Genomic DNA, 15095 nt, shown 5'->3' with positions numbered 1-15095 from the left:
CGGTTGACCGAACCGGCAGCTTCCTACCCCGGCGAATCAGGCCTTCCGGGTGTGTCGCCGGGGAAATACGCGCAGCCGATGGAGGCGGTCGGCTGCCATGCGCACCCGCCGTGAAGTCCGGCGACCAACCCCATGCTAGGCTGGGTTGCACCTGTTATGAAACCATTTTTCGGATACCGGTCCGGCATGCCCTTTCCGTTTCTGCCGTCCTTTCTGCGGTCCGGGCCGCTGGCTGCCTACAGCCTCTACATCGTCGGGTCCGCGCTGCTGGCCTCCAACCCCGTGGTCGGGCGGGCGGCGGCGCATGTGGTGCCGCCGATCGGGCTGGCCTTCTGGCGCTGGCTGATCGCCTTCCTGATCGTGCTGCCCTTCGCCCTGTCGGGCCTGCTGGCCCACCGCGGCCAGTTGAAGGCGCAATGGCGGCGCTATCTGCTGCTGGGCGTGCTGGGCCAGGGGATTTCAGGGGCCATCGTCTATTACGGGCTGGAGCGGACCAGCGCCACCAACGCCAGCCTGATCTATGCCACCAGCCCGGCGATGATCCTGGCGCTGGGCGCGGTCTGGCTGGGCGACGCCATCCGCCCGCGGCAGATCCTCGGCATCCTGCTGGCGATGGCCGGGGTGCTGGTGATCCTGACCCGCGGCGACCTGGAGGCTTTGCGGCACCTGTCCTTCAATGGCGGCGACCTCCTGGTGCTGACCGGGGCGGTGTCCTGGTCGGTCTACACCATCCTGCTGCGGCAATCGGGCACACCCCTGCCGGTGGTCACCGCTTTCGCCGCCAATGCGCTGGCCGGCGTGCTGGTGCTGGCGCCCTTCTATGCGTGGGAGACGGTGGCGGTGCGGCCGGTCCCCTTTTCCGTCTCCACCGTCCTGTCGATCGTCGCCGTGGCGCTGTTCGCCTCGGTGCTGGCGCTGCTCGCCTATCAGAAGACCATCCTGATGATGGGTGCGGCCCGCGCCTCCACCGCGCTGTACGTGTCGCCGTTGTGGGCGGCCTTGGCCTCGTGGGCGATGCTGTCCGAACCGTTGCAGGGCTTCCACCTGATGGGCGTGCTTCTGGTGCTGCCCGGCGTGATGCTCGCCACCCTGCAAGCCCGCAAGCCGGCGGCGGAACCGGCAGGCAAAGCGGCCTGAGCGGCATGCCAACCGGTATCGCTTGATCGGCAAGGGCGGCCCTCCCATCTTGGCCGGACCTTCGCCACCCGCATCCGTCCGGCCATGACCGATACCGCATCCACCCCCTTGCTGCTCTGCGCCGACGATTACGGGCTGGCGCCCGGCGTCAACGCCGCCATCCGCGACCTGATCGCCCGGGGCCGGCTGACCGCCACCTCGGTCATGAGCCTCTGCCCGCACTGGCGCAGCGGCGCGGATGCGTTGCGCGAGCTGAAGGGCAAGGCCGACGTCGGGCTGCATTTCACCCTGACCGACCAGCCGCCGCTGGGCTCGATGCCGACGCTGGCGCCGGACGGCCGGCTGCCGCCGCTGGGACGGCTGATGGGCTGGGCCTATCGCGGGAGGCTGAACAGCCCGGCGGCAAAGGCGGAAATCCGTGACGAACTGTCGCGCCAGATCGCCGCCTTCGCCGACGCCTGGGGTGCCCCGCCCGACTATATCGACGGCCACCAGCACATCCACCAACTGCCGGTCGTCCGCGATGCGGTGGCGGAGGCGCTGGCTTCCCTGCCCGGCGCCTATGTCCGCCTGTGCGGCGAGCCAGTGGCTGCGGTGCTGCGCCGGGGCGTGGCGGTGCCGAAGACGCTGCTGATCGGCGGGCTGGGCGGCGGGCTGAGGCGCATGGTGCGGGACCGTGGCATCCCGGCCAACGACCGCTTCGCCGGAGTCTACGACTTTGCCGGCAGCCGGCCCTTCGCCGACCTGATGTCCCGTTTTCTCGACGGAATTGGCGACGGGATCGGCGGCCGGACCCTGGTGATGGTCCACCCTGGCCTGCCCGACGAGGAATTGCGCCGCGTCGACACGCTGGTCGAGCCGCGGCGCGCCGAATACGACTATCTGCGCGGGCCGGAGTTCGCCGCCCTGCTGGAGGCGCGCAACATCCGGCTGACCCGCTACGCCGGCTTCTCCCGGTAGGGACGCTTTACTCCGCCTCGTCCGGCTGCCAGGCGCGGCGGCGCAGCTTGAAGCGCTGGACCTTGCCGGTTTCCGTCCGCGGCAGGGCGTCGAGGAACTCCACCGCGCGGGGGTATTTGTAGGGCGCGATGTGCTCCTTGACGAAGCTTTGCAGCTCCTCGGCCAGACGCTCGTCGGGACGGACATCGTCGCGCAGGACGACGAAGGCCTTGGGAATGGTTCCGCGCACGGGGTCGGGCGCGGCGATCACCGCGCACTCCTGCACCGCATCGTGGCTCAGCAGGATGTTCTCGACCTCCAGCCCGGAGATCTTGTAGCCGGCCGAGACGATCAGGTCGTCGGTGCGGGCGTGGTACCAGAAGAAGCCGTCCTCATCGACGTGGAAGGCGTCGCCGGTCAGGTTCCAGCCCTGCTGGACATAGCTTTCCTGACGCGGATCGTCGAGATACAGGCACCCCGTCGCCCCGCGCACCGCCAGCCGGCCGACCTGACCGGGGGGAAGCCGGCGGAACTGGTCGTCCACCACCATCGCCTCATAGCCCGGCACCGGCTTTCCGGTGGAGCCCGGCCGCACATTGCCGGGCACAGCATGCAGCACCGCGTTCAGCAGTTCGGTGGTGCCCAGGCTGTCGAGGATTTCCAGGCCGGTGGCGTCGCGCCAGCCCTCGAAGGTCTGCTGCGGCAGCGGCTCTCCGGCCGAGATGCACAGGCGCAGGCCGGACAGCCCCTTCGCCAGCGCCGGGTCGGCGGCCATGCGGCCGATCATGCCGCGATAGACGGTCGGCACGGTGAACATCACCGTCGCCTTGTGGCGGGTGGCGGCCTCGATCAGCCGGTCGGCGGTCCCGCGCTCCAGCAGGATCACCGAGGCGCCGATGCGCAGCGGGAACAGCAGCAGCCCGCCCAGCCCGTAGGCGAAGGCCAGCGTCGGCGAGCCGCAGAAGACATCCTCGGCCGTCGTCCCCAGCACCGAGCGCGGCGACAGGTCGGAGATCGCCAGCAGATGGCGGTGCAGATGGGCGGCGGCCTTCGGCGTGCCGGTGGTGCCGGAGGTGAAGGCGATCAGTGCGACATCGTCCTGCGCCGTGTCGGCGGCCTCGAAGCCCGGCGGCTTGGTGGCGATGCGGTGTTCCAGCTCGCCGTCGCGGAAACCGACGATGCGCAGCGACGGCAGCGCCGCCTCTTCCAGATCGTCGAGGAAATGCGTGTCGCACAGCGCCATGTCGATGGAGGCACGCTTCAGCACGTCGGCCAGCTCGGGCGCGCGCAGCAGCGGCATGGTCGGCACCAGCACCCCGCCGGCCTTGATCACCGCCAGCCAGCAGGCGGCCAGCATCGGCGTGTTGGGGCCGCGCAGCAGGACGCGGTTGCCGGTGACCATCCCGTAATCCTCGGTCAGGACGCGGGCGATGCGGTCGACGGTGTCGCGCATCCGGCCATAGCTCCATACCTCGCCATCGCCGCCGATCAGGCAGGGACGTCCGTCCCAGCCGCGCTCGCGCCAGCCGTCGATCAGGACGGACACGGCGTTGAGGCGCTGCGGGTACTGGAGTTCGGGACGGTCGAGGATCAGGTCGGGGCGCTGCGACGGCGCCGGCAGCCGGTCACGGGTGAAGCTGTCCAAATGTCCGGATGGCATCATGCGCTGCGTCATCTCCCCCCGTTGCAGGACGGGAAGAACGGGGCCGGCGTGATCGGTGGGCGGACCCGGCCGCCACACGCGCGGTTCAGACACGGCCATACCGTCGGCCGGCGCGAATGCGCATCCCTTCATGGGCAATGCTCCATCTCCCCCCGCAGAGGACGCATGAACACGCCTCCGTCTTGTCTTTTATGATCCGACTATAGTGCCAGGGGGAGCAAGTGAGCCATGCAACGAACGAATGGTGGGTGCACCATCAATCGCCATTCGTGCCGGGACAAGTGACTGAAAAGGCCAGTTTTTCGTTGGTAAGACGCATGATTTGGAACGAAAGTACGGGTCGGCGTACCGATCGTCAGCCGTTCTGCAGGTAAAGATCGATCTCGCCCTGCTCCATCACGTGGGCGGTGCCGTGGATGATGCCGTTGGCGATCTGGATGATGCGGTGGATCATCGCGACGGAGGTCTGGCAGTCCATCCGCAGCTTGACGGGATCGCCGCTGTCGATGTCGGTGCCGATCCGTTCCAGCGTGTGGGCGATCACCTGATGGGCCTGGGCGATGGTGTCCTCGAAAGGACGGAGGAACTTGGACGGCACATGGCCGTAGGCTTCGATCGCCAGTTCCTTGTCGGAGAAGCCGCTGTCGCGGAAATGCTCGGCATAGCTCTTGGGCTGCCAGATGCGGCATTCCTCCAGCATGTCCGGCATGTCCGGGATCATCTCGATCAGCATCACGATTTCGTTGAAGTGATTGAGATAGTCGGTCGCCAGCAGCGTCTTCTCGGAAATGTTCGTGCCGCGCACGCGCTCCCGCCACCGGGCGAAGTCGGCCAGCTCATCCGGCGGAATGCCGTCCATCAGGGACCGATCCAACTCTTGGTCTTCCATGCACAAACCCGGACCCGATGCGGCAGCCCACGCGATACCCCGGCCGGCACAGGTCCGCCGGCCTTGAAACGGCAGGGCGCGCCCAAAGACGCCGTACCCCAACCGTGTGCCGATGTCCTTAACGTTGGATTAAACGCGTTGCAAGTGCCGGCTTGTGAAAGTCCCCGATTGACGGAAGCGAAGCGGCGACATGGCCATTATCTTGACAGATAAAAGTTCGCCGCCGGCGCCACCCGCGTGATGTCGCGGCGGCGCCCGGCGGCGATTAGGATCGGCGGTTCAGGGAGGAATCACACCATGCCAAGTCCAACACCGCCGCTGACGGTTGGTTCCCGAGCGGGACAGTCGGCGATTCGAATCGCTGCCTTGGCCGAAAAGAAAAACGCGCCGGCCTGGGGGTTGGCCGGCGCGCACGAGGATCGGGAACACTCGCCTCGCCCTCGCACGGCAGCGGAAAGACCGATGCCGGAGGGCAAAGACAGAGTAGGCTTGTAAGCCTTTCCGAACGGTTAAGTCCGCCCCTCCGGCATCCCCTATGCCTGCCGGTCATAGGCCGCACGCAAGGCCCGGCGGGCCGTAGCCGGCCTTGCTTCATAGTATTCAGGCTGAGTAATCCGTTGTCGGTATCTCGAATAAATCTTTCGGGTTCACTCCCGTTAGGCCGCGGACTGCGCCATATGAACTCCACCGCTGCAGCTCGGGATGAGTCAGTCTGCTGATCGAAGCAGCGGCGACGGCGCAGTGATTTTCGGCAGGGCCGCCCAGGCGGTCCGGTCGCCGGATTTCAGCGCCGGACATGCGGACCGGGAACAGGCGCCCGGGAGAGATCGAGTTGCACCGGCCGTATCCGGGGTCCCGGAAACGGCACATCGGGTGGATGCCAGGAACACGCGCCGCAGAAAGGCACGGGGAGAGAGATGGAGCAGTACACCGGTCACTTCATGCAGCATTTGCCCTACCTGCGCCGCTACGCCCGCGCGCTGACCGGGACGAACGGGCGGGGGGACGCCTTGGTGACCCGCACCCTGGAATGGTACCTGGAGGCGGACGAGGCGGAGAGCGGCCGCGGCGACGACACGTCGCGCGGCACGCTCTATCGCCATCTGCACAAACTGCAGGATGAAGACGGCTCGCCCCCGGCGGTCGCGCCCTATCATCCGGTGGAATCGGCGCTGATGACGCTGGCGGAGACCGACCGCCGGCTCTACCTGCTGGTCAACCTGGAGGACCTGCCGGTCGGCGAGGCCGCCGCCGTGCTGGGCCTTGCCCCGGAAGACGCGGTGGAACGGCTGACCCACGCCCGCGAGCGCGTCCGTGCCCGGCTGACCGCCACCATCCTGATCGTCGAGGATGACGCTATCATCGCCTACGATCTGGCGGAGACGGTGCGCGGCATGGGCCACATCGTCTGCGGCAACGCGGCGACGATGGACGAGGCGCTGTCGCTGGCGGCCGAGCACCGGCCGACGCTGGCCCTGATGGACATCCGGCTGGCCGACGGCGACAACGGGCTGGAAGTGGCGCGCGAGCTGCGGGCCCGCCGGTTCCTGCCGGTGATCTTCGTCACCGCCTTCCCGGACGATCTGGCCAAGCACGGGCTGGAGCATCTGGGCCCGGTGATTCCGAAGCCCTTCACCCGCGACCAGATCGAACAGGCGATCACGCGGGCCGTGTTCATGCCGCAGCCGGAAGATGCCCGCGAGACGGCGCAGCCCCATTGAGGGGCGGCGCCGCTTCACTCGGGAGGTTTTAGCGGAAGACCACCGTCTTGTTGCCGTTCAGCAGTACACGATGCTCCACGTGGTAGCGGACGGCACGGGCCAGCACGATGTTCTCGATGTCACGCCCGATGGCCACCAGGTCGTCGGGCGTCATCGTATGGTCGACACGCTCCGCCTCCTGCTCGATGATCGGGCCTTCGTCGAGGTTGGAGGTGACATAGTGCGCGGTGGCGCCGATCAGCTTCACGCCTCTCGCATGGGCCTGATGGTAGGGCTTGGCGCCCTTGAAGCTGGGCAGGAAGCTGTGGTGGATGTTGATCACCCGGCCGGCCATCCGCTCGCACAGCGCGCCGGACAGCACCTGCATGTAGCGGGCGAGCACCACGAGGTCGATTTTTTCCTCGTCGACGATCTCCAGCAGGCGGGCTTCCTGCTGCGCCTTGTTGTCGGACGCGACCGGCAGATGGTGGAACGGGATGTTGTGCCACGCCGCCAGCTGATAGAAATCGCGGTGGTTGGAGACGATGGCCGGGATCTCGATCGGCAGATAGCCGGTGCGGTAGCGGTACAGCAGGTCGTTCAGGCAATGGCCGAACTTCGACACCATGATCAGCACGCGCGGGCGGCGCCGGGCGTCGTGAATCTTCCAGGTCATGCCGAAGCGGTCCGCCACCTGCGCCGCGAAGTCGGCCTCCAGTTGCGCCTTGGTCTGCCCGGCCGGGTTGCCGTTGAAGCTGACGCGCATGAAGAACAGGCCGGAGATGCGGTCGCCGAACTGCGCGCTGTCGATGATGTTGCAGCTCCGCTCCGCCAGGAAGCCGGACACCGCGAAGACGATGCCGACGGTGTCGGGGCAGGAAACGGTGAGGATATAGTCGGAGCCGGTCTCAGACATCGCGCGTCCACCATGACGTAACAGCAAGAAAAGGGGGAAGCTTCCCTAGCACGAACGCCACGATGTTGCACCCGCTTCATGAACGGGTGTGCACATGGCTGTGCCGTCCAACGCGATTGTCCCCGATGCCGGGCGGTCCACGCCGCTCTGGCATCGGCCGGCCGGCGGTGCGACAATCGGCGACGGCGGCCGGACCGGCCGGCGGAGGAAGACGGAGTCACCCATGGCATCCGGCGGCAAGATCATCGGTGAATACACCAAGGGCAAGGTCGACAAGCTGATGACGGCGGACGCCGCCGACAGCAGCCGCAGCCAGCGCATCCGCCATTTCCTGGAAAACATGGACGCCGCGATCCTGGAGGCCAACTGCGAGGTCATCGGACGCGAATTGCCGAATCTCAACCGCGACTCCTTCCTGCGGATGGCGGTGCGGGTGGCGGAACTGCGCGCCGACTATATCCGTGCCGGCCTGAAGATGTCGGAGTCCCGGCACCCGGACGCTGCCGCCGTCGCGGACCTCGCCCGCCTGCGCGCAGCCTACGAGCAGATGCTGGCGGTGTACGAGGCCGCGGAGCGCGTGATCGAACGCGGATACGCCAAGCTGGGTTAAGGGGCCGGGTTAATGGGCCGACACGAAGCGGAGGTTCTTTACAAACGGATGGCTCCTGCCCTCCGGACTGTCCATTTCAACTGACCCCCGCACCGAATAGCCGATGGTCAGCCATCCGGCATCAACGGTATGTTGGCCGCACACATTGCATTGTCCGGAGGCGGCGCAATGAAGATCGAACAGTCCGTGGCACAGCATTACAGTCATGGATCGCTGGAGCGGACGATCCTTGCCGCGCTGGCCGCCTCGGGAAAGGACATCGAACACCTCACCCTCGCCGACCTCGCGCCGGTGGATGAGTTTCACATTGGCGGACGGCAGGCAACCATCGAATTCGCGGAACAGATGGGGCTGGCTCCGGGCCTCAATCTGCTCTATATCGGCTCCGGGCTGGGCGGAGCATCGCGCTATTTCGCCTCCGAACGCGGCTGCCGAATCAACGGCATCGACCTGACGGACGAGTATGTCCGGGTGGCCGAAGCCCTGGCGAGGCGCGTTGGGCTGGAGAGCCGGGTGGCCTACCGGCAAGGAAGCGCACTTGCCCTGCCATTTGAGGCCGGCACGTTCGACGGTGCGTATATGCTTCATGTCGGCATGAACATCCCGGACAAGGAGAGGCTGTTCGCCGAAATCCGGCGGGTGCTCCGGCCCGGCGGCGTCATCGGGATCTACGACGTGATGCGCCAGGGCGAAGGCGACCTGACTTTTCCGCTGCCGTGGGCATCGAGCGCCGGGACGAGTTTCGTCGAGAGCGCCGACGCCTACCGGGCAATGCTGAAAGGCGCCGGGTTCGCTGTCGAGAAGGAGCGCAGCCGCCGCGAGTCCGCCATCGAATTCTTTCGCCGGATGCGTGCCCAGGCCGCACAAAGCGGAGGTCCGCCGCCGCTTGGCCTGCACATCCTGATGGGTGATTCCGCGCAGCGGAAGGCCGCGAACATGAGCGACATCTTGGAACGGGGATTGATCGCACCAACGGAGATCATCGGGCGGGCAGTCTGACTGGAAAGGGCCGACACTCGGAGCTGGCGTTTCAAGGCTGGCGCTTGAGTCCCCTGCCTGACTGCGGGAACGATGGACCCGGAAACAAAAATCCCCTTCCCCGCGATCCTGCGGAGAAGGGGGCGCGACCGATCGGTCACAGAATTCAGTGGCGACCCACCCAAAAGACCCCGGTCGGCCAAAGCCGATGGCCGGGGTCAAACGTCGTGGAAATGTTCCAACTCACGACGCAGGCTGGTGGCCTCCTGTTGCAGGCCGACGATCCGGCGGACGTCAGGACTCTGCTGCTGTTCCTCGCGTTCGAGCTTGTCCTCGATATCGCGCTGCTCTTGCCGGATGATGTTGAACAGTGCTTTCCTCAACATCGACACCTCCCGAGCTGATCGCTAAAATTTTAGCGCTTTTTCAATTCGCCATCAAGCAACCAATGACCTCTGTCGAATCCTCGGCACGTCAAGTCTGCCCCGGTTACCGAATGCCCACAAATATTCAGAAACGGTAATCTGGCCGGCCTTGACAATACTTTTGCGCCGCCGCATTGGTTAATGATTCAGGCTAGATGAACGGATGGCACGGCTTGGTGCCGATGCCTTCCCTCCTTTGCAGCACGGTATTTTTGGCCATGGATCGACGACAGCTGCTTGGGCTCGGGCTCAGCAAGCTTTGGTTAACCGCCTTCGGCGCCGCCGGTCTGGCGCTGGCCCAGCCTCTGGGTTCGGGCAGCGCCCAGGCGTCGGGCCGGCGGCCCGACCGCAAACCGGCCAGCGGCACTTCGTCGCGGTCGCGGCTGGTGATGCTCGATCCCGGCCATGGCGGCAACGATCCCGGCGCCATCGGCACCCGCGGCACTTTCGAGAAGGAGGTGACGCTGGACATCGCGCGCGACGTGGCGCGCATCCTGGCCGAGCGGCATGGCGTCGCCGTCAGGCTGACGCGGCGCGACGACCGTTTCCTGGCGCTGGACGACCGGGTTGCGCTGACGCGCGAGGCCGGGGCCGACCTGTTCGTGTCGATCCACGCCGACAGCGCCCCCAATGCCGATGCCCGCGGCCTGTCCGCCTACATCCTGTCGGACAAGGCATCGGACTCCTTCGCCTCCCGCCTCGCCCAGCAGGAGAACCAGGCCGACCGCTTCGGCAAGCCGGGGGCGGTCGGCGGCGGCCGGATCGTCAAGGACATCCTGATGGACCTGACGGCGCGCCACACCCGCCATGCCTCGCTGGCCGCCCGCCAGATTCTGGTGGAGGGGGCGGGCAAGGAGCTGCGCCTGCTCGAAAACCCGATGCGCGCGGCCAATTTCGCGGTGCTGAAGGCCCCGGACGTGCCGTCGGTGCTGGTGGAAACCGGTTTCCTCTCCAACCCCAGGGACGAGGAAATCCTGCGCGACGCGACCGCCCGGCGGGTGGTTTCCCGCGTCCTGGCCCGTGAAATCGCCGGCGTGCTTTCCAGCCCAGCTTTCGCCTGATTTCGCCGTGAGACTGGCGAAGGCGTCGCGGCGACTTGTGCTTCGCGGACATCCCTTCGCACTCGCAGCGACTGCAACATCCGTGCATCACCTCGGGACAAAGTGACGATGACTGGTGAAAGCCTCGAATTTCCCCATTGCAAAGACTGTTCCGCCGTGACTTTTTCCGGCCGCGCGCCGATTCCGCCCGGCGCTGGCCATGCAGGCGAAAGGAGGCACACTGTGACGGGTTCGAGCCGCCTTTGGACAGTCTTCGCACTCGCCTGCACCGCCGGTGTTTCGCTGGCCGGCTGCGGGCCGCTGGTGCTGGGCGCCGCGGGCGGAACCGCCGTCGTGGCGACGCAGGAACGCGGCTTCGGCGGCTTCGTCAGCGACACCGAAATCCGCGCCCGCATCAATTCGCTGTGGCTGCAGCATTCCATCGACCTGACCAACCGCATCGGGCTGACCGTCGATCAGGGCCGCGTCCTGCTGACCGGCCGCGCCGCCGACGCGCAGATGCGGCTCGACGCGGTGCGCCTCGCCTGGCAGGCCCAGGGCGTCAAGGAAGTCATCAACGAAATCCAGATCGACAACGGGTCCAGCATCGTGGACACCGCGCGCGACACCTGGATTTCGACCCAGATCCGCAGCCGCATCACGTTCGATGCGGATATTCATAGCCAGAACTACAGCATCGATACCGTCGATGGCGTTGTCTATCTGATGGGTGTCGCCAGCTCGCAGGACGAGCTGGACCGCGCGCTCCAGCAGGCCCGCTCGGTGCCCAACGTCCAACGCGTCGTCAGCTACGTCCGTCTGCTCCCGAACCCAAACATCCAGGGTTGAACCCCGACCGCCATGGCCTCCGCCCTATCCCGTGTCCTCGCCGTTCTCCGCACCGCCGCCGTCGCCGCAGCCTTGAGCCTGCCGGCGGCGTTCGCGGCCGGTCCCGCATCGGCGCAGGACGCGGCGGTGAAGGCGGCACAGGATATGGCTGTGCAGGGTATAGTTGGGCAGGATGAGGCGAAGCAGACCGTGCTGGCGCAGGACCAGGACGGCGGCGGGGCGGACAACCCGGCTTCCGGCACTCCCGGCCCGGCCAACCGCCTGTTCGTCCAGGCCTTGCAGCTGATCCGGCAAGCCGACAACACCTATGACGTCGCCGAAGAGGGCCGCCTTCTGAAGGAGGCGGACAAGCTGTTCAACGACATCGTGACGAAATATCCCGACAGCCCGCTGGCGGTTCAGCTCGTCACCAACCAGTTCGTCGGCGATTTCGATTTCTACGAATTCCGCTCGCGCATCCGTGCGCTGGTCTGCAACGACCAGCTGAACAGCCTGTGCTTCCTCCACCGCATCGGCGAGATGCTGCCGCCGGTGGAAACGCCGATCAACGCGGCGCGCTGGGACTGGCTGTCGCTGGCCGTCGCCTACCAGCAGCTGGGCGACACCGGCCGCGCCAAGGAGATCATGGCGCCCTTCGTCAGCGCGGTCCGCCGCGGCGGCGTCGCCGACAGCTCCGGTCAGGACCTGTTCGTCGCCCGCGCCCTGTCGCTGATGGGGCAGACGCCGCTGGCGCTCGACATCACCCGGCAGATCAACGACTGCTCGACCCGCATCTACAACCTCGCCGACATCGCCAAGGCGGCGGCGTGGCGCGGCGACGGCGGCCTGACCAACGCGCTGGCCGACGAGGCCAAGAGCTATGCCTCCAGCCACAATTGCGCCTGGGAGCTGGGGCTGGTCGCCCAGACGCTGCTGCGCGCCGGCAAGGAGGCGCAGGCCCGCACCCTGTTCCTCAACACGGTCGAGACGCAGTTCTCCAAGTTCAAGGAAACCCGCGGCGACTGCTGCCCGCCGGAACTGGCGGTGGCGGCGGCCGACATCGGCGAGCCGAAGCTGGCGCTGGGCCTGCTCAGCACCGTGCAGGACGAGAATCCCTGGACGATCCCGGCGGTGCTGGGACGGCTCGCCAAGCGCGGCGAGGCGGGCATGGCTGTCGCCTACGCCGATCAGGTGGCGGACATCGACACCCGCGGCGAGGCTTTTGCCGAGCTGATCGAAGCGGCGATGAAGCGCGGCGAGCCGGCCATCGCCAACGATCTGATGAACCGCCTGAACAAGCTGGTGGACGAGGCCGCCGGCCGCCGCCCCGGCCTGCTGGCGCAGCGGGCCAAGGCGGAGAAGGTCTTCTACAACGACGACCGCTGGCGCCGGAGCTTCCAGCTGGCGATCAACGCGGCGGAAAAGGCCAGCAACTTCGTCCGCCGCGACATCGGCGCCCCGCTGCTGGCAGCCCTGGTCCGCATCGAGACCGGGCTGCCGATGCTGGATTGAGCTGAAGAGAGTTTCGGTTCACCCCACCGCCAGCACCAGCTTGCCGACATGCTGGTTGCTCTCCATCAGCCGGTGGGCGTCGGCGGCGTTGGCAAGCGGGAAGACCTCATGGACGACCGGTTTGACCGTGCCGGCGGCCACCAGCGGCCAGACGCGCGCCTTCAGCTGCTCCGCCACCGCCTGCTTGTAGGCCATGGGCCGCGCGCGCAGGGTCGAGCCGGTCAGCACCAGCCGCTTGGTCATCACCGGGAAGAAGTTCACGTTGGCCGTCGCGCCGCGGACGAAGCCGATGCAGACATAGCGGCCCTCGACCGCCAGCGCGTCGATGCTGCGGGCGACGTAATCGCCGCCGACGATGTCCAGCACCACATTCACGCCGGCCCCGCCGGTCGCCTCCTTGACCGCCGCGACGAAATCCTCCTCGGCATAGTCGATGGCGCGTTCGGCGCCGAGCCGGACACAGGCGGCGCATTTCTCGGCGCCGCGGGCGGTGGCGAAGACCCGCGCGCCGAAGGCGGCCCCCAGCTGGATCGCCGTGGTGCCGATGCCCGACGTGCCGCCATGGACCAGCAGCGCCTCGCCGGGCTGAAGCGCGCCGCGCTCGAACACGTTCGACCAGACGGTGAAGAAGGTCTCCGGCAGGGCTGCCGCCTCGGCCATCGACAGGCCGTCGGGGATCGGCAGGCACTGCGCCGCCGGCACGACGCAGAACTCGGCATAGCCGCCGCCGGCCAGCAGGGCGCAGACCGGATCGCCGATGCGCCAGCCCTCGACTCCCTCGCCCAGCGCATCGACGGTGCCGGCGACCTCCAGGCCGGGGATGTCGGTGATGCCCGGCGGCGGGTTGTACTTGCCGAGCCGCTGGAGCACGTCCGGCCGGTTGACGCCGGCGGCCTGGACGGCGATGCGGATCTCGCCGGGCGCCGGATCGGGAACCGGGCGGCGCGCCGGGACCAGCACCTCCGGCTTGCCGGGCTGGCTCACCTCGATTGCCGTCATCAGTCTGGATTCTGCCATTCGAATTGCTCCCCTGCCCTATTCTCATGAAAGGTCTGGGGGGCACTGTGTCGTCGCGGCGGACGGCCAGTCCACGCGGCGATGGATCCGATTTCGCCCTGCGGAAAAGTCAAAAAAATGGCCGTGCTGCACACAGCACGGCCAGTCTCCGAGAGAAGCGCGAACATGCAAAACAACACATCCGCCCGATGAGAAAGGAACGCCTTTCCCGAGACAGACAATCGCACGGACAACGTCCATTTTCCCGAGAAAAAAGACGCTTTTCCATTCCGTGGAAACGGCTCTTTTCTCAAGAAAAAGGGCCGCATTCCGTAAAGAATGCGGCCCGAAGTGCGCCAGGGAGGAATGCCAACGTGCACCACCTGCCGTCAGCTCTTGGCGTTCTCTTGCTTGATGCGTCTCTTTGTCCCGTGTGAGGGACGGATCAGTTGGGAACCGGCACGCGGCCACCCAGCTCCTGCGTCACCGCCGCGGCGGCGCGCTTGACCATTTCGCCGAGCGCGCGCAGCCGCGCGTCCTCGATGCGCCGGCTGGAGCCGGACAGCGACAGAGCACCCATCACACGGGAATTCTCGTCGAAGATCGGAGCGGCGACACAGCGCAGGCCGGACACCCGCTCCTCCTGGTCAAGGGCATAGCCGCGGGTGCGGACCAGCGTCAGGTCGCGGTACAGCGCCGGCAGCGACGAGAGGGTGCTGCGGGTGAACTGGCGCATGCCGCGCTGGGTCACGATGGTCTGCACCTTGGTCTCGGGCATGCCGGCCAAGAGCGCCTTGCCGACGGCCGAGCAGTGCAGCAGCGTGCGGTCGGTCTGCGGCACCGCGACCTGGGCGGCGCGGGGGCCGCCGACGCGGGCCAGATAGAGCGCCTCGCCATTCTCCTCGACCGCCAGATTGACGATCTCGCTGCTCTCCTCCATCAGGCGGCGCATGCGGGGACGGGCGACGTCGACCAGATTGCGGGTCTTCAGGAAATTGGCGCCGGTCATGTAGGCCTGGACGCCGACCACCCAGCCCCGCGCGCTCTGGTCGAAGCGGACATAGCGCTCGTACTGCAGGGTCGTCAGCAGGCGGTGGGTGGTGGAGGGCGACAGGTTCGCGGCCTCCGACAGCTCGGTCAGCGTCATCGGACCGTCGTTGGAGCCGAGGATCGTCAGGATGTTCAGCGCGCGGCACAGCGACTGCACCACTTGGCCGCGCTCGGCCTTGGCCTCCTTGCCGTTGTCGTTCTTCACCCGCGGCGTCTCGATGATCGCGGTCTTGATGATGGCCGCGGCGCCCTCGCTGGGGTCGTCATGGATGATGCGGCGGGCCAGGATGCTGTTTTGGGCTTGCGCTTTCATGTCCCATCTCCCTCGGGGTCCGGCGCGTTGGTTGCGCCTGTCTGTTGCGGCTGATGGCGTGAGTGACAGAAGGCTTGGCTAAAACCGCGGGACCGTCAC

14 protein-coding genes are annotated in these 15095 nt (G+C 67.0%); 8 read left to right on the top strand and 6 right to left on the bottom strand.

Features of this window, described 5'->3' with window-relative positions:
- Window positions 1-186 precede the first annotated feature (186 nt).
- Both VH569_RS23590 and VH569_RS23585 read left to right on the top strand, forming a co-directional pair.
- Window positions 187-1137 carry a DMT family transporter gene (locus VH569_RS23590; RefSeq protein WP_423318408.1) on the top strand — a complete coding sequence of 317 codons (951 nt, stop codon included), beginning with the start codon at window positions 187-189 and terminating at the stop codon, window positions 1135-1137.
- Window positions 1138-1221: 84 nt separating this feature from the next.
- The gene (locus tag VH569_RS23585; protein ID WP_423318407.1) at window positions 1222-2097 is read left to right on the top strand and encodes a ChbG/HpnK family deacetylase; all 876 of its coding nucleotides are present in this window, start codon (window positions 1222-1224) and stop codon (window positions 2095-2097) included.
- A gap of 7 nt (window positions 2098-2104) precedes the next feature.
- Here VH569_RS23585 and VH569_RS23580 read toward each other — a convergent pair whose 3' ends face one another.
- Both VH569_RS23580 and VH569_RS23575 read right to left on the bottom strand, forming a co-directional pair.
- The gene (locus VH569_RS23580) at window positions 2105-3739 is read right to left on the bottom strand and encodes an AMP-binding protein (RefSeq protein ID WP_109490956.1); all 1635 of its coding nucleotides are present in this window, start codon (window positions 3737-3739) and stop codon (window positions 2105-2107) included.
- Between the two features lie 355 nt (window positions 3740-4094).
- Window positions 4095-4598: a hypothetical protein gene (locus tag VH569_RS23575; RefSeq protein ID WP_423318548.1), complete on the bottom strand. Its 504-nt coding sequence runs from the start codon at window positions 4596-4598 to the stop codon at window positions 4095-4097.
- 947 nt (window positions 4599-5545) lie between these two features.
- Here VH569_RS23575 and VH569_RS23570 point away from each other — a divergent pair.
- Complete coding sequence (locus VH569_RS23570) at window positions 5546-6349, top strand: response regulator (RefSeq protein WP_109050112.1); 804 nt, start codon at window positions 5546-5548, stop codon at window positions 6347-6349.
- 28 nt (window positions 6350-6377) lie between these two features.
- Here VH569_RS23570 and purU read toward each other — a convergent pair whose 3' ends face one another.
- A complete protein-coding gene (purU, locus tag VH569_RS23565; protein ID WP_423318404.1) occupies window positions 6378-7244 on the bottom strand; it encodes a formyltetrahydrofolate deformylase in 867 nt (288 codons plus the stop codon).
- A gap of 223 nt (window positions 7245-7467) precedes the next feature.
- Here purU and VH569_RS23560 point away from each other — a divergent pair, with 223 nt between their 5' ends.
- Window positions 7468-7854: a hypothetical protein gene (locus VH569_RS23560; RefSeq protein ID WP_109449699.1), complete on the top strand. Its 387-nt coding sequence runs from the start codon at window positions 7468-7470 to the stop codon at window positions 7852-7854.
- 168 nt (window positions 7855-8022) lie between these two features.
- Entirely contained in the window at window positions 8023-8853 is an 831-nt protein-coding gene (locus VH569_RS23555) for a class I SAM-dependent methyltransferase (protein ID WP_423318402.1), read from the top strand.
- Window positions 8854-9050: 197 nt separating this feature from the next.
- Here VH569_RS23555 and VH569_RS23550 read toward each other — a convergent pair whose 3' ends face one another.
- Window positions 9051-9218, bottom strand: coding sequence for a hypothetical protein (locus VH569_RS23550; RefSeq protein WP_199235334.1), 168 nt, complete (start codon window positions 9216-9218; stop codon window positions 9051-9053).
- 257 nt (window positions 9219-9475) lie between these two features.
- Here VH569_RS23550 and VH569_RS23545 point away from each other — a divergent pair, with 257 nt between their 5' ends.
- From VH569_RS23545 to VH569_RS23535, 3 genes are all read left to right on the top strand, one after another.
- A complete protein-coding gene (locus VH569_RS23545; protein WP_423318400.1) occupies window positions 9476-10318 on the top strand; it encodes an N-acetylmuramoyl-L-alanine amidase family protein in 843 nt (280 codons plus the stop codon).
- A 222-nt stretch (window positions 10319-10540) separates the two neighbouring features.
- A complete protein-coding gene (locus tag VH569_RS23540) occupies window positions 10541-11146 on the top strand; it encodes a BON domain-containing protein (RefSeq protein WP_423318398.1) in 606 nt (201 codons plus the stop codon).
- Window positions 11147-11158: 12 nt separating this feature from the next.
- Window positions 11159-12637 carry a hypothetical protein gene (locus VH569_RS23535; RefSeq protein WP_423318396.1) on the top strand — a complete coding sequence of 493 codons (1479 nt, stop codon included), beginning with the start codon at window positions 11159-11161 and terminating at the stop codon, window positions 12635-12637.
- Between the two features lie 18 nt (window positions 12638-12655).
- On the opposite strand, the gene VH569_RS23530 is transcribed toward VH569_RS23535, so the two are convergent.
- Together VH569_RS23530 and VH569_RS23525 are read right to left on the bottom strand one after the other, a co-directional pair.
- Window positions 12656-13654, bottom strand: coding sequence for an NAD(P)H-quinone oxidoreductase (locus tag VH569_RS23530; RefSeq protein WP_423318394.1), 999 nt, complete (start codon window positions 13652-13654; stop codon window positions 12656-12658).
- A 424-nt stretch (window positions 13655-14078) separates the two neighbouring features.
- Window positions 14079-14996 (bottom strand): IclR family transcriptional regulator, encoded by a 918-nt coding sequence (locus VH569_RS23525; protein ID WP_109050104.1) that lies wholly within the window; start codon window positions 14994-14996, stop codon window positions 14079-14081.
- Window positions 14997-15095: the final 99 nt, after the last annotated feature.

Source organism: Azospirillum sp. 11R-A, from assembly GCF_049472615.1.
GTDB classification, from domain to species: Bacteria; Pseudomonadota; Alphaproteobacteria; order Azospirillales; family Azospirillaceae; genus Azospirillum; species Azospirillum palustre.
Note: the sequence above shows the minus strand (reverse complement) of the source record. Positions and strands in the feature narration are given on the sequence as shown.

Coding starts and splice junctions, on each gene's coding strand:
- VH569_RS23590 (WP_423318408.1), top strand. CDS start 187: ATGCCCTTTCCGTTTCTGCCGTCCTTTCTGCGGTCCGGGCCGCTGGCT.
- VH569_RS23585 (WP_423318407.1), top strand. CDS start 1,222: ATGACCGATACCGCATCCACCCCCTTGCTGCTCTGCGCCGACGATTAC.
- VH569_RS23580 (WP_109490956.1), bottom strand. CDS start 3,739: ATGATGCCATCCGGACATTTGGACAGCTTCACCCGTGACCGGCTGCCG.
- VH569_RS23575 (WP_423318548.1), bottom strand. CDS start 4,598: ATGGACGGCATTCCGCCGGATGAGCTGGCCGACTTCGCCCGGTGGCGG.
- VH569_RS23570 (WP_109050112.1), top strand. CDS start 5,546: ATGGAGCAGTACACCGGTCACTTCATGCAGCATTTGCCCTACCTGCGC.
- purU (WP_423318404.1), bottom strand. CDS start 7,244: ATGTCTGAGACCGGCTCCGACTATATCCTCACCGTTTCCTGCCCCGAC.
- VH569_RS23560 (WP_109449699.1), top strand. CDS start 7,468: ATGGCATCCGGCGGCAAGATCATCGGTGAATACACCAAGGGCAAGGTC.
- VH569_RS23555 (WP_423318402.1), top strand. CDS start 8,023: ATGAAGATCGAACAGTCCGTGGCACAGCATTACAGTCATGGATCGCTG.
- VH569_RS23550 (WP_199235334.1), bottom strand. CDS start 9,218: ATGTTGAGGAAAGCACTGTTCAACATCATCCGGCAAGAGCAGCGCGAT.
- VH569_RS23545 (WP_423318400.1), top strand. CDS start 9,476: ATGGATCGACGACAGCTGCTTGGGCTCGGGCTCAGCAAGCTTTGGTTA.
- VH569_RS23535 (WP_423318396.1), top strand. CDS start 11,159: ATGGCCTCCGCCCTATCCCGTGTCCTCGCCGTTCTCCGCACCGCCGCC.
- VH569_RS23530 (WP_423318394.1), bottom strand. CDS start 13,654: ATGGCAGAATCCAGACTGATGACGGCAATCGAGGTGAGCCAGCCCGGC.
- VH569_RS23525 (WP_109050104.1), bottom strand. CDS start 14,996: ATGAAAGCGCAAGCCCAAAACAGCATCCTGGCCCGCCGCATCATCCAT.